General features: G+C 64.7%; 10 protein-coding genes. 3 read left to right on the top strand and 7 right to left on the bottom strand.

Features of this window, described 5'->3' with window-relative positions; genetic code table 11:
* Positions 1–4: 4 nt before the first annotated feature.
* Positions 5–2,041, bottom strand: a complete 2,037-nt coding sequence (locus TBU01S_RS16605) for a SpoIIE family protein phosphatase (RefSeq protein ID WP_157659180.1) — start codon at positions 2,039–2,041, stop codon at positions 5–7.
* Positions 2,042–2,461: 420 nt separating this feature from the next.
* On the bottom strand, positions 2,462–2,782 hold the full coding sequence (locus tag TBU01S_RS25005; protein WP_281178459.1) for a ferritin-like domain-containing protein: 321 nt from the start codon (positions 2,780–2,782) through the stop codon (positions 2,462–2,464).
* Between the two features lie 54 nt (positions 2,783–2,836).
* Here TBU01S_RS25005 and TBU01S_RS16595 point away from each other — a divergent pair, with 54 nt between their 5' ends.
* The 3 genes from TBU01S_RS16595 to dksA all read left to right on the top strand — a co-directional run bounded on the left by TBU01S_RS16595 (position 2,837) and on the right by dksA (position 5,956).
* A complete protein-coding gene (locus tag TBU01S_RS16595; RefSeq protein ID WP_068638150.1) occupies positions 2,837–4,213 on the top strand; it encodes an NTP/NDP exchange transporter in 1,377 nt (458 codons plus the stop codon).
* Entirely contained in the window at positions 4,210–5,154 is a 945-nt protein-coding gene (locus tag TBU01S_RS16590; RefSeq protein ID WP_068638148.1) for an aldo/keto reductase, read from the top strand. Before TBU01S_RS16595 ends, TBU01S_RS16590 begins: the two co-directional genes overlap by 4 nt.
* Positions 5,155–5,530: 376 nt before the next feature.
* Complete coding sequence (dksA, locus tag TBU01S_RS16585; RefSeq protein ID WP_068638146.1) at positions 5,531–5,956, top strand: RNA polymerase-binding protein DksA; 426 nt, start codon at positions 5,531–5,533, stop codon at positions 5,954–5,956.
* Positions 5,957–6,058: 102 nt separating this feature from the next.
* On the opposite strand, the gene pnp is transcribed toward dksA, so the two are convergent.
* The 5 genes from pnp to infB form a co-directional block, all read right to left on the bottom strand.
* Positions 6,059–8,158, bottom strand: coding sequence for a polyribonucleotide nucleotidyltransferase (pnp, locus tag TBU01S_RS16580; RefSeq protein WP_068638144.1), 2,100 nt, complete (start codon positions 8,156–8,158; stop codon positions 6,059–6,061).
* Positions 8,159–8,352: 194 nt separating this feature from the next.
* A complete protein-coding gene (gene rpsO, locus TBU01S_RS16575; RefSeq protein ID WP_068638143.1) occupies positions 8,353–8,622 on the bottom strand; it encodes a 30S ribosomal protein S15 in 270 nt (89 codons plus the stop codon).
* A gap of 79 nt (positions 8,623–8,701) precedes the next feature.
* The gene (gene truB, locus TBU01S_RS16570) at positions 8,702–9,676 is read right to left on the bottom strand and encodes a tRNA pseudouridine(55) synthase TruB (protein WP_245650950.1); all 975 of its coding nucleotides are present in this window, start codon (positions 9,674–9,676) and stop codon (positions 8,702–8,704) included.
* A 1-nt stretch (position 9,677) separates the two neighbouring features.
* A complete protein-coding gene (rbfA, locus tag TBU01S_RS16565; RefSeq protein ID WP_068638142.1) occupies positions 9,678–10,124 on the bottom strand; it encodes a 30S ribosome-binding factor RbfA in 447 nt (148 codons plus the stop codon).
* Positions 10,125–10,127: 3 nt separating this feature from the next.
* Complete coding sequence (gene infB / locus TBU01S_RS16560) at positions 10,128–12,995, bottom strand: translation initiation factor IF-2 (RefSeq protein WP_068638141.1); 2,868 nt, start codon at positions 12,993–12,995, stop codon at positions 10,128–10,130.
* Between the last annotated feature and the right edge of the window lie 6 nt (positions 12,996–13,001).

Below are 13,001 nucleotides of genomic sequence, written 5' to 3'. Positions count from 1 at the left end.
TCGTCTATTCATCAGTTATGGGTGCGTGGTTGGCGTGGTCGCAAGCGGGTATCCCAACGTTCGGCAAGGCCGAGAACCCGATCACACAGATATCGTCAAGTTGTGTCTCCCCTCCCTGCCAGTTACTCAGGCACGAAACGAGAGCTGTATTTCGAGCCGGCCATGGCAGTGTATGGAGCACCCCTAGCAGTTCAACAAAGCGGCTGGCACCGAATCCATAACGCCTCTCCCCCCCGATCTGATCCAGTGCGCCATCCGAAGTCAGATAGCAGTCCAGTCCGAGTGCCGGCAAGGCCAGGTTCTGGTAAATCTCCTGGCGCTTTCCGCCCAAAGCGCGTTTAGAGCCCTTATGAACCCTGACTGATCCGTCACTGGCGACGCAGAAGAGCCCAATGCCCGCGCCAGAGTAGATGAGGCTGGCCTGAGCCGGATCGATGCGAACCAAAGCTGCCTCCATGCTGGTGGGAACACGTTGGCGACTGGCCAGTTGTTCGGCAAATGGCGCACGCACGATCTTGTTCATCATATTGAGGATTGCTGCTGGATCGTGACTGCCTACGCGGTCAATAGCAGCCTGGAAAGCACCATGCGCTACCATGGTCATCATTGCGCCGGTTACGCCATGACCTGCACAATCGATGAGCCCGATCAGCCAACCGTCCGAATCGCGATGGAAGAGATACAAGTCGCCGCTGACAATATCCTTGGGTCGCCATAGCACCAGGAACTTGCCGTGGCTGACTTCGGCCAAGGCTGCCTGTTGCAACATGGCATCTTGAATCATCCGGGCACAATGTATGTTGTCCTGCTGACGTGTCAGTACCTCCGTCAATGCTCTCGTCCGTTCTTTCACAACGGCTTCCAGGTTCTCCGTATGGTGCCGGACCCGCCTCGCCATGCGATTGAACGCTCCGGCCAGTTCGCCGATCTCGTCGTGTCGATACAGTTGCAGCTTGATGTCGTACTGACCCCGCTCCATCTCCTGCACTCCCTGGCTCAAGGCAAGAAGCGGTTTGAGGACCAGAAAGTGAGCACCGTAGTACATCAAAACCATCGCCAGAACCAGCAGACCACCGAGCACCGACAAGGCCCCCAGCAGGAGATTGGAATCAGCGAACGCTCCTGTATGGGCTTCCACTGCGCTAACGACGAACCAGTCCAGCTCGGGCAACCACGTAATACCCAGCAACTGGCGCCTGCCCTCGAGCACAACGTCCAATGTCTCCACGTCGCTTTGATTGTTACGTAGCAACTGCATTGCCGCGGACACCCGCTGCTGGTCATTCAGTCCCGACAGCAGCTTGAACAGGGTGTGCGTCGGTACCTTATCCGTTATGGCCTGGTGTTCAATCTGTTCGGGATCGGGGTGGGCCTGAATCGCGCCATTGCCTGCTATCAGCATTGAAGTCCCCCCGGACGTCTCGCGACGGGCAAAACGTTGCAGGAAGTGTGCCAGATCATAGCCAGTGCCGACAAACCCAAGTGGCGTGCCGTCTGAATCCGTTACGAGAACGTTGATCCAGACCTTCGTGGCGCCCACTTGCTGATTGGTGTTGATGTTGAAGTTATAAGGTGTTCGTCTTGCGATACTGGCAAAGAACCACGCGTCAGCCGCCACGTCCCGCCGCATGGTGCCGCGCGGATTCGCCGAGAACGCCAGATCGTTGTCATTGAGGTAGAAATGCCGGGTTTCTGCTGCGCCGACAAACAGAACATGCTCACCGAACAGGCGCCTGAACGACTCTGCTTCGACAAAGAACGCATCCTTATCAATCCCGTTGCCTTCGTCGCGCAGGAACCGGCGGGTTACATCGCTATCCGCAAGCTTCTTCGACAAGGCCAACTCTCGGGCAACAGGCAGCATGAATTGCGCCTTGCTCAGGAGCACATGATTTCGAACCACGTTACCCCCGTAGCTTTCGCGGGTCAGTTCAATGAAGATCCAGCTGGTAGCGAAGGCGGCAATCAACAGTACAACGGCCAGCGTACCCAAAAGGATGGCAGCCTTGCTTCGAAGACCGAAACGCAGGGCCGCAGACATGATGTGCCGGAGGGCTGAGCGGATACATCCGACTAAAGATATCAGATTGGGCGTGCTGCCGGACTGCAAAGGATCGATCCTTACGTAAGAACAACAACATCCTTGAACATTTATCTACAGCCATTCCTCGCAATATATGGCCCCCCACGTATCGGCGCAGCATTGCCGACTTTGGTGAGCTGCAGAAAACTAACAAACTAATCTTCGAAACACCAGATCTCAAGACCCGGTTCAGGCCGCATTCGCCCATTCCGGGCCGAGAGAAGAAAAAACCCTTGCTTCATAAGTCTTTCAAATGACCTTATTATGAAAACGGGCATTGATGCATTCACGCGAACCTGCCATCGAATCCGCTGAAGATTGCATCCTCATCTGCTGATCGAAGCCGTCGCGAGATCAAAGGCGTTCTGGCCACCCTGGTCACCCCGCCGTTCCCAGTTTCATTTGACATTGCAGGTAATTCGGCATGCCGACCATGCCGATCAGGCGCAGTTGCTGTTCGAGCCAGCGAATGTGGTTTTCCTCGGTATCGAGCAGCAGGGGCATCAGCTTCTCGCGCGTGACGAAATCCCCCTCCTGTTCGCACAGTGCGACAATCTCGCGCAGTTGCCGGATCACGGTGCTTGCGTGGTGGAATGCTTTCCGCGGCAGGGCGCCGATTTCGCCGGAACATTGGATCGTTCCCGCTGTCTCCCCGATTCGGCACCTCCAGCACAATCGCTCATACCTGCCGGCAGCCATCCCTCCACAGGCATTCCTCATGCACATCGTTCCGTCTGCCCGGAGCCGGCCTCGATGACAACTTCGCTCAAGCAAACGCGCCTTGGCGCACTTTTCAAGCTTCGCCGCGACGAAGCCGTACCGGTGCTGCTGGCCGGCCTGTTCTTCTTCTGCGTGCTGACCGCCCTGATGGTGCTGCGCCCGGCGCGCGACGCGCTGGGCATGCAGCGCGGCATCGAGGCGGTGCGCTGGTTGTTCATGGGCACTGCGCTGGTGACGCTGCTGGCCAATCCGGTGTTCGGCTGGCTGGTCAGCCGCCTGCCGCGGCTGACGTTCATCGCCGCGACCTATGTCTTCTTCGCGCTGAGCCTGGTCGGCTTCCATCTGCTGCTGGTACTGGCGCCGGAAGCGGTCGGCATCACCAGCGGGCAGGTGTTCTACGTCTGGTTCAGCGTCTTCAACCTGTTCGCGACGATGCTGTTCTGGGCGCTGATGGCGGACCGCTTCACGCTGGAGCAGAGCAAGCGCTTTTTCGCGCTGATTTCGGTGGGGGGCACGCTGGGCGCGATCTTCGGCCCCTGGCTGGCTTCGGTGCTGGCGCGCCCTCTCGGCACGCCGGCGCTGCTGCTGGTGTCGGCCGGCTTCCTGATGCTGGCGCTGGGCGCGGCATGGGCGGTAGCGCGCAGCCAACGATCCGGGGCCGCAAGTGACGGCGCAGACGGCTCCGGGCAGGCGGAACGGCCGGAACATGCGATCATCGGCGGCAGCGCATGGCAGGGACTGAAAGCGGTGTTCGCCTCGCGCTACCTGCTCGGCATCGCGGTCTACGTGATCATCATGGCGGTGGTCGCCACCCTGCTCTACTTCACCCGCCTGCAGATGGTGGCGGCGCTCGGCGGCGACATGGACCAGCGCACGGCGCTGTTCGCCCGCATCGACCTGATCACCCAGCTCACGACGCTGGTGCTGCAGGCGCTGATCGCCGGCCGTGTCATGGAACGCTTCGGCGTCCACCTGACGCTGATGCTGCTGCCGCTGACGGTGGTGCTGGGCTTCGTCGGCCTGGCCATCGTCGGCACGCTGGCGGCGCTGATCGTGTTCGAAGCGACGTTTCGCGCCGTGCAGCGCGCGCTGACGCGGCCGGCACGCGAGACGCTGTACACGGTCGTCAGCCGCGAGGACAAGTACAAGTCGAAGGCCTTCATCGACACTTTCGGCTACCGCGGCGGCGACGTGGCCGGCGCCCAGGTCGAGGGTCTGCTCGGGCGGCTGGGCATGGGCCTGGCCGGCCTGGCGAGCGTGGCGATTCCGCTGGCGCTGGCCTGGGCGGCACTGGGGCTGTGGCTGGGACGCGCCCAGCAGCGCCTGGCCGCGGAACGCGAAGCAAGCCTTCCTCCAGTCCCGGCCGCAGCGCCGGGAGAACCTTCCACGACAAGGAGTCCAACACCATGATCACACGACGAGACTGCCTCAAGCTTTCCGCCGCTGCGGGCCTGGCCCTGGCCACCCATCCCCGGTTGCTGATGGCTGCCGAGGGCAAGCGCAGCCTGATCACGCGAACGATTCCCGGCACCAGCGAGCAGTTGCCGGCCGTCGGCCTGGGCAGTTCGGCATCTTTCTCCCGCATTGCCGGCGAAGGCAAGGTCGAGCAAGTGCGCGAGGTGCTGGAAGCCTTCGTGCGCGAAGGCGGCACGGTTTTCGATACTGCACCCAGCTACGGCGCCGCCGAGGAAGTGGCCGCCAGGATCGCCCAGGAGACCGGGCTGAACCGGAAGCTGTTCTGGGCCACCAAGGTGAACGTGGCCGGGCGCGGCGGCGGCAAGGCCGATCCGGCCGCGGCCCGCGCCCAGATCGAGCAGTCGCTGGCGCGGCTGGGAAAGGAGCAGATGGATCTGATCAATGTGCACAACCTGGGCGACGTGCCCACCCAGCTCGGCCTGCTCAAGGAGTACCGCGACGCCGGGCGCGTACGCTACATCGGCGTGACGACCACCTTCCCGGGCCAGTACGAGGAGCTGGAACGCATCATGCGCAGCGAGCCGCTGAACTTCATCGGCGTGGACTACGCGATCGACAACCGGGTGATGGAAGAACGCATCTTCCCGCTGGCGCAGGAGCGCGGCATCGGCGTGCTGGCCTACCAGCCTTTCGGCCGCTCGCGGCTGTGGCAGAAGGTGGACGGCCATGTGCTGCCGGACTGGGCGGCCGAATACGACATCGCCTCATGGGGCCAGTTTTTCCTGAAATACGTGATCTCCCACCCCGCGGTCACGGTGGCCACACCGGCGACCAGCCAGGCACGCAACGCCATCGACAATCTCGGTGCGGCAAGCGGCCGCCTGCCGGACGAGGCCGGCCGCCGCAGGATGTTCGAGCACATCCGGTCGCTGTAGGCCGGGTCGGGCTGCGCAGGTCGGGCCACGCAGGCTGCATCGCACAAAATAATGTTTCTGGGGTCATAAAATTTTTTGTATTTGGAATTATTGCATCGCACAATCCATCCAGTTAGTATCTGAACCGTCTCCTCCACCCTCCTCCTTAGGTGTGGATTTCAGCCCGGACCGTCAAGCGTCCGGGCTTTTTCTTTTCGGCGCCCCTGTCGCGCCCTTCCTTCATCGCCATGCAAGCCTCGCCGGCGCCGGACGGCCCGGAGCGATCGCGGCTTCGCGCGCAGCTTCATTCCGGCAGCTGCCGGTCGGCTTGCTGCCACCCCCCGATTCTGCTATTAAGTCGCCTCTACCATTCACCAACCTACGGAAGTTGAGATTCATGGCTGACGATACCCTGCACAAACAATTCCCGCCCTACGTTCCCGCCGCTGGCGAGGAATACATGAGCGAGAAGCAGATCGCCCACTTCCGCGAAATCCTGGGCTCGCTGAAGGGTGAATTGATGGAGGACATCGAACGCACCGTGCACACGATGCAGGACGAAGCCACCGTGTTCGCCGACCCCAACGACCGCGCCAGCCAGGAATCCGACATCGCACTCGAACTGCGCAACCGTGACCGCGAGCGCAAGCTGATCAAGAAGATCGACGAAGCCCTCGGGCGACTCAATGACGGCGAGTACGGCTACTGCGACAGCTGCGGCGTGGAAATCGGCCTGAAGCGCCTGGAGGCCCGTCCGACCGCCACGCTGTGCATCGACTGCAAGACCCTGGAAGAAATGCGCGAACGCCAGGTCGCCAGGTAAACACCAACCGCTGCAACAACGAAAAAGGACGCCGTGGCGTCCTTTTTCGTTGGAGCGTGCACCGCAGCGGACCGGAATCCGCTGCGCGCCGCCAGCCTATCCTCAGCCGGCGTTCTCGTTCAGCAGCGCCTTCATGCTCAGGCGGATCTTGCCGCGCTCGTCGGTCTCCAGCACCTTCACGCGCACCACCTGGCCTTCCTTGACGTAGTCGGAGACGTTGTTGACGCGCTCGTTGGCGATCTGCGACACGTGCAGCAGGCCGTCGCGGCCCGGCATGATGTTGACGATGGCGCCGAAGTCGAGCAGGCGCACGACCGGACCTTCGTAGACCTTGCCGACTTCGACTTCGGCGGTGATCGCCTCGATCTTCGCCTTCGCCGCCTGGGCGCCTTCGGCGCTGACCGACGAGATCGTGATCTGGCCGTCGTCCTCGATCTCGATCACGGTGCCGGTTTCTTCCTGCAGGCCACGGATCACCGCGCCGCCCTTGCCGATCACGTCGCGGATCTTCTCGGGGTTGATCTTCATGTTGATCATGCGCGGCGCGTATTCGGACACCTCGCCGCGCGAAGCGCCCAGCGATTCCTTCATGATGCCGAGGATGTGCAGGCGGCCGGACTTGGCCTGGTCCAGCGCGACCTGCATGATGTCCTTGGTGATGCCCTGGATCTTGATGTCCATCTGCAGGCCGGTGATGCCGTTCTCGGTGCCCGCGACCTTGAAGTCCATGTCGCCGAGGTGGTCCTCGTCGCCCAGGATGTCGGTCAGCACGGCGAAACGGTTGCCTTCCTTGATCAGGCCCATGGCGATGCCGGCGACGTGGTCCTTCAACGGCACGCCGGCATCCATCATCGCCAGCGAGCCGCCGCAGACCGAAGCCATCGACGACGAACCGTTGGACTCGGTGATCTCGGACACCACGCGCACGGTGTAGGAGAAGTCCTCGGCCTTCGGCAGCATCGCCACCAGCGAGCGCTTGGCCAGGCGGCCGTGACCCACTTCGCGGCGCTTGGTGACGCCGAAGCGGCCGGTTTCGCCGGTGCAGAAGGGCGGGAAGTTGTAGTGGAGCAGGAAGCGCTCCTTGTACTCGCCGGCGATGGCGTCGATGATCTGCTCGTCGCGGCCGGTGCCCAGCGTGGCGACGACCAGCGCCTGGGTCTCGCCTCGGGTGAACAGCGCCGAACCGTGGGTGCGCGGCAGCACGCCGGTGCGGATCGTGATCGGACGCACGGTGCGGGTGTCGCGGCCGTCGATGCGCGGCTCGCCGTTCAGGATGCGGCTGCGGACGATGCCCGATTCGATGTTGAAGAAGATGTCCTTCAGCTCGGTGGCCGCCGGCGGGTTGTCGACGCCTTCGCTCAGCGCCGCCGCCACGCGCTTGCGGATCTCGCCTAGGCGGGCCGAGCGCTCCTGCTTGCTGGTGATGCGGAAGGCTTCTTCCATGTCGGCCTTGGCCAGTTCGGTGACGCGGGCGATCAGCGCGTCGTTGCCCGCCGCTGCCTGCCAGTCCCATTCGGGCTTGCCGGCGACTTCGACCAGTTCGTTGATGGCCTTGATCGCGTTCTGCATCTGCTCGTGGCCGAACACGACCGCGCCCAGCATGACCTGCTCGGGCAGCTCCTGCGCTTCGGACTCGACCATCAGCACGGCGGCCTGGGTACCGGCGACCACCAGGTTCATCTGGCTGGTCTGCAGCTCGGTCGCGGTCGGGTTCAGGATGTACTGGCCGTCGGCATAGCCGACGCGGGCGGCACCGATCGGGCCGTCGAACGGAATGCCCGAGATCGCCAGCGCGGCGGAGGCGCCGATCATCGCCGGGATGTCGGCGTCGATTTCGGGGTTCAGCGACAGCACGGTCACGATCACCTGGACTTCGTTCATGAAGCCTTCGGGGAAAAGCGGGCGGATCGGGCGGTCGATCAGGCGCGAGGTGAGGATTTCCTTCTCGCTCGGGCGGCCTTCGCGCTTGAAGAAGCCGCCGGGGATGCGGCCCGCGGCATAGAACTTCTCGACGTAGTCGACGGTGAGCGGGAAGAAGTCCTGGCCCGGGCGCGCTTCCTTGGCGGCCACCACGGTGGCCAGCACCACGGTCTCGTCCATGTTCACGATGACGGCGCCGCCGGCCTGGCGAGCGATCTCGCCGGTTTCCAGAGTGACGGTGTGCGCGCCGTAGGCAAAAGTTTTCTTGATAGCGTTCAGCAAGGGAATTCCTTTAACGATGAATGCAGCGAACCACAACTGCGGGCGGCTGCGGATGGAAGCATCCTGCCGCGGGAGAACCAGCCGGTGTTTGCGGTGCCGCAAACGGCACAAAGCCGGCGGTGCCGCGGAGGCACGCACCGGCTTTGTCGCTTACCTCGCCCTGGCGGGCGCTGTCGGGCTGGTCATGGACGCAATTACTTGCGCAGGCCCAGACGCTCGATCAGGTTGCGATAGCTTTCGGCGTTGCGGCCCTTCAGGTAGTCCAGCAGCTTGCGGCGCTGGCTGACCATCTTCAGCAGGCCGCGGCGGGAGTGGTGATCCTTGCCGTGGGCCTTGAAGTGGGGGGCGAGCCCGTTGATGCGGGCGGTCAGGAGCGCAACCTGGACTTCCGGCGAACCGGTGTCGCCCTGGGCGCGCTGGAAGTCGGAGACGATCTTCGACTTGGATGCGGTATCAAGAGCCATGTGTGTCTTTACTCGTGTTTTTCTGCCAATCAGAAGCGGAGGATTATACCCAAAGCCGCGCCAGAAACTCAATCGATAATCATGCAGATGCGCCAGGCGCATCCGCCCCGGTGGCGATCAGCCGGCGTGCCGCCAGCTTGCCGCCCAGCTGCCACTGCCCCAGGCCGAGGAAGCCCTGCGGGCCGTAGACGCGTACCAGGCCCACGGCGAGCCCTTCGGTGCCAGCATCACCCAGCGCCAGCACCCTGCCCTGCAGCAGCCCGCGCGCCTGCTCGGCGTCGAGATGGCAGGCCGGATATGCGGCCACCAGCGTATCGGCCGGTGCCAGCAGGCCGGCGCGGGCTTCGGCCGGCTGCGCTTCCAGCGCTTCCAGCGTCAGCGCATCGGCGACGTCGAAGGCGCCGATGCGGGTGCGGCGCAGGGCGCACAGATGCGCGCCGCAACCCAGCGCCGAACCGATGTCCATCGCCAGGCTGCGGATGTAGGTGCCCTTGCTGCAGGCCACGCGGATGCTGAAGCGGGTAGCGGCGAAATCGAGCAGTTCGAGCGCATGGATCCGTACCTTGCGCGCTTCGCGCTCGATCTCGATCCCCGCCCGCGCATACTCGTACAAGGCCTTGCCGTCGCGCTTCAGCGCCGAATACATCGGCGGCACCTGCTCGATGTCGCCGCGGAAGTTCTCGAGCACGGCGTCGAGCTGCGCCCGCTCGACGGCCACCGGCCGGCTCGCCAGCACCGCCCCTTCGGCGTCGCCGCTGTCGGTCTCGATACCCAGCTGGACGACGGCTTCGTAGGTCTTGTCGGCGTCGAGCAGCATCTGCGAGAACTTGGTCGCCTCGCCGAAGGTCAGCGGCAGCAGGCCGCTGGCCATCGGGTCGAGCGTGCCGGTATGGCCGGCCTTGGCGGCGTTGAGCAGGCGGCGCGCCGTCTGCAGCGCGCCGTTCGAACTCATGCCCCGAGGCTTGTCGAGCAGCAGCACGCCATCGACGATGGCGCGGACGATCTTGCGCTGCACCTGCTTCGGCCGGCGCGGACGCGCCGCAAGCTCCTGCATCTCAGCCGCCGGCCTTGCCGTCATCGTCCGCGGCGCGGCTGCCATCCGTACCGTCACCGCCATCCTTGCCTTTGTCGCCGTCCTGGCTGCGCGCTTCGTCCTCGCGCACCACTTCGTCGATCAGCCGGGACAGGCGCGAGCCTTCTTCCACCGAGCGGTCGTAGTGGAAATGCAGCTCGGGAATGGTGTGGATGCGGATGCGGCGGCCGAGCTCGCGGCGCAGGAAGCCGCCGGCCCGGCGCAGGCCCTTGAGGATTTCGGGCACGTCCGCCTCGCCCGTCATCGAGGTGAAGAACACCTTGGCGTGGGCGTAGTCGGGCGTGATCTCGACGTCGGTCAGCGTGATGAAGCCGACGCGCGGATCCTTGACTTCGAGCCGGATCAGCTCGGCCAGCTCGCGGCGGATCTGCTCCACCACGCGCTGGCTGCGGGAATACTCCTTGGGCATCGCTTACAGCGTCCTCGCCACTTCCTTGATCTCGAACACCTCGAGCTGGTCGCCTTCCTGGATGTCGTTGTAGTTCTTGAGCTGCAGGCCGCACTCGTAGCCGAACTTGACTTCCTTGACGTCGTCCTTGAAGCGCTTGAGCGATTCGAGCTCGCCGGTCCACAACACCGTGTGGTTGCGCAGCAGGCGAACGTGCGAACCGCGCTTGACCATGCCTTCGAGCACGTAGCAGCCGGCGATCGAACCGACCCTGGAGATCGTGAACACCTGGCGGATCTCGACCATGCCGATGACTTCCTCGCGCTTCTCGGGCGCCAGCATGCCGGACAGCGCCGCCTTCACCTCATCGACCGCGTCGTAGATGATGTTGTAGTAGCGGATATCGACGCCGAAGGTTTCGGCCAGCTTGCGCGCGCCGGCATCGGCACGGATGCTGAAGCCGAGGATGACCGCGCCCGAGGCCTGCGCCAGGTTGACGTCGGATTCGGAGATCGCGCCCACCGCGGCGTGGATGACGTTGACCCGCACTTCGTCGGTGGAGAGCTTGAGCAGCGACTGCACCAAGGCTTCCTGCGAACCCTGCACGTCGGCCTTGATGATCAGTGGCAGGCTCTTGACCTCGCCGTCGGCCATCTGCTCCATCAGGGTCTCGAGCTTGGCGGCCTGCTGCTTGGCCAGCTTGACGTCGCGGAACTTGCCCTGGCGGAACAGCGCGATCTCGCGCGCCTTGCGCTCGTCGGCCAGCGCGATCGCCTCGTCGCCGGCGGACGGCACGTCCGACAGGCCGAGGATCTCGACCGGGATAGACGGGCCGGCTTCCTCGATCTGCTTGCCGTTCTCGTCCAGCATCGCGCGGATGCGGCCGAAGGTGGCACCAGCCAGCAGCACGTCGCCCTTGCGCAGGGTGCCGGACTGCACCAGCAGCGAAGCCACCGGGCCGCGCCCCTTGTCGAGGCGGGCTTCGATGATCAGGCCCTTGGCCGGTGCATCGATCGCTGCGGTCAGCTCCAGCACTTCGGCCTGCAGCAGCACGGCTTCGAGCAGTTCGTCGACGCCCGTGCCCTTCTTCGCCGACACCGGCACGAAGATCACGTCGCCGCCGTACTCTTCCGGCACCACGCTCTCGGCAATCAGTTCCTGCTTGACCCGCTCGGGGTTGGCTTCGGGTTTGTCGATCTTGTTGATCGCCACCACCAGCGGCACGCCGGCAGCCTGGGCGTGGTGGATGGCTTCGCGCGTCTGCGGCATCACGCCGTCGTCCGCCGCCACCACCAGGATGACGATGTCGGTCGCCTTCGCGCCGCGCGCACGCATCGCCGTGAAGGCCTCGTGGCCCGGCGTGTCGAGGAAGGTGACGACGCCGCGCGAAGTCTCGACGTGATAGGCGCCGATGTGCTGGGTGATGCCGCCGAATTCGCCCGACGCCACCTTGGCGCGGCGGATGTAGTCGAGCAGCGAGGTCTTGCCGTGGTCGACGTGGCCCATGACGGTGACCACCGGCGCACGCGGCAGCAGCTCGACGTCCTTGTGCTCGTCGTGCTCGTCGAGGAAGGCGTCCGGATCGTCCAGCTTGGCCGCCAGCGCGGTATGGCCCATTTCCTCGACGATGATCATCGCCGTATCCTGGTCGAGCACCTGGTTGATCGTGACCATGGTGCCCATCTTCATCAGCACCTTGATCACTTCGGTGGCCTTCACCGCCATCTTGTGGGCGAGATCGGCCACGGTGATGGTCTCGGGCACGTGCACTTCACGCACGATCGGCTCGCTCGGTGCCTGGAAATTGCTGCGTTCGTCGCTCTGGTGGCGGCCATGGCGGCCGCCGCCCTTGCCGGCGCCACGCCAGTTGTTGCCGCCCGAGCCCACTTCGCCGCGGGTCTTCAGGCCGCCGCGGCGCTTGCCGCCATCGGCAGCATCGCGGCCAGGCGCACCGCGCTTGGCATCCTTGGCACCCGGCTTGTCGTCGGCCTTGGCCGGACGGTGCAGCGTACCGCTGCCCGGCTTGGCCGCAGCGGGCTTGGCCGGCTCTTCCTGCTTCTTCAATGCGGCAGCGACACGCGCTTCTTCCTCGGCACGGCGCGCATCGGCCGCCGCGCGTGCAGCGGCCTCGCGTTCCTGGCGGGCACGGAGATCGGCGGCCTGACGCTCCCTGAGCGCACGCAGGCGCTCTTCGTCGCGCTTGCGTGCGGCGATTTCCTCGTCGCTGAGGATCTCGTTGATCGGCAGCGGCTTCGAGCGCACCAGCGTGGTGGTGGTTTTCGTCGGTGCCGATGCCGCCGGCACGGCGGCCGGAGCGGGCTCGGCCGCCGGCTCGGGCTCAGGCTCGGCAGCGACCGGTTCGGGCTGGGCAGCCGGAGCGGGCTCCGGAGCAGGCGGCTCGGCCACCACGGGCTGTTCCACCACCGGGGCTTCGGCTTCAGCCGGTACAGGCTCTGCCGCAGCCGGCGCGGCGGCTGCGGCCACCGGCTCGGGCGCCGGTGCTTCGGCCTGCACGGGCGGCAGATCGGCCAGCGGCGCTTCTTCCAGCGCTTCCGGTGCCGGAGCGGCGGCGGCCTGGGCCTCCGCGGCGACTTCGTCACGCTTGACGAAGGTCCGCTTCTTGCGGACTTCGACCTGCACGGTACGCGCGCGGCCGGTCGAATCGGTGGCGCGGATCTCGGTCGTCTGCTTGCGGGTCAGGGTGATCTTGCCCTTGGGCTCGGTATCGCCGTGCGAACGGCGCAGGTATTCCAGCAGTCTCGCCTTGTCCTGTTCTGTCAGCAGATCGGTCGGACCGGATTTGTCGACGCCGGCACGCTTCAACTGCTCGAGCAGCGCCGCGGCCGGCATCTTCAGTTCGCCGGCAAACTGGGTCACGCTCATGTTTTCCATTACTGC

It is taken from the genome of Thauera butanivorans NBRC 103042, assembly GCF_001591165.1.
In the GTDB taxonomy this organism is placed as follows: Bacteria; Pseudomonadota; Gammaproteobacteria; order Burkholderiales; family Rhodocyclaceae; genus Thauera; species Thauera butanivorans.
This window is presented reverse-complemented; position numbering and strand designations above follow the sequence as displayed.

Coding starts and splice junctions, on each gene's coding strand:
- TBU01S_RS16605 (WP_157659180.1), bottom strand. CDS start 2,041: ATGTCTGCGGCCCTGCGTTTCGGTCTTCGAAGCAAGGCTGCCATCCTT.
- TBU01S_RS25005 (WP_281178459.1), bottom strand. CDS start 2,782: ATGGCTGCCGGCAGGTATGAGCGATTGTGCTGGAGGTGCCGAATCGGG.
- TBU01S_RS16595 (WP_068638150.1), top strand. CDS start 2,837: ATGACAACTTCGCTCAAGCAAACGCGCCTTGGCGCACTTTTCAAGCTT.
- TBU01S_RS16590 (WP_068638148.1), top strand. CDS start 4,210: ATGATCACACGACGAGACTGCCTCAAGCTTTCCGCCGCTGCGGGCCTG.
- dksA (WP_068638146.1), top strand. CDS start 5,531: ATGGCTGACGATACCCTGCACAAACAATTCCCGCCCTACGTTCCCGCC.
- rpsO (WP_068638143.1), bottom strand. CDS start 8,622: ATGGCTCTTGATACCGCATCCAAGTCGAAGATCGTCTCCGACTTCCAG.
- truB (WP_245650950.1), bottom strand. CDS start 9,676: ATGCAGGAGCTTGCGGCGCGTCCGCGCCGGCCGAAGCAGGTGCAGCGC.
- rbfA (WP_068638142.1), bottom strand. CDS start 10,124: ATGCCCAAGGAGTATTCCCGCAGCCAGCGCGTGGTGGAGCAGATCCGC.
- infB (WP_068638141.1), bottom strand. CDS start 12,995: ATGGAAAACATGAGCGTGACCCAGTTTGCCGGCGAACTGAAGATGCCG.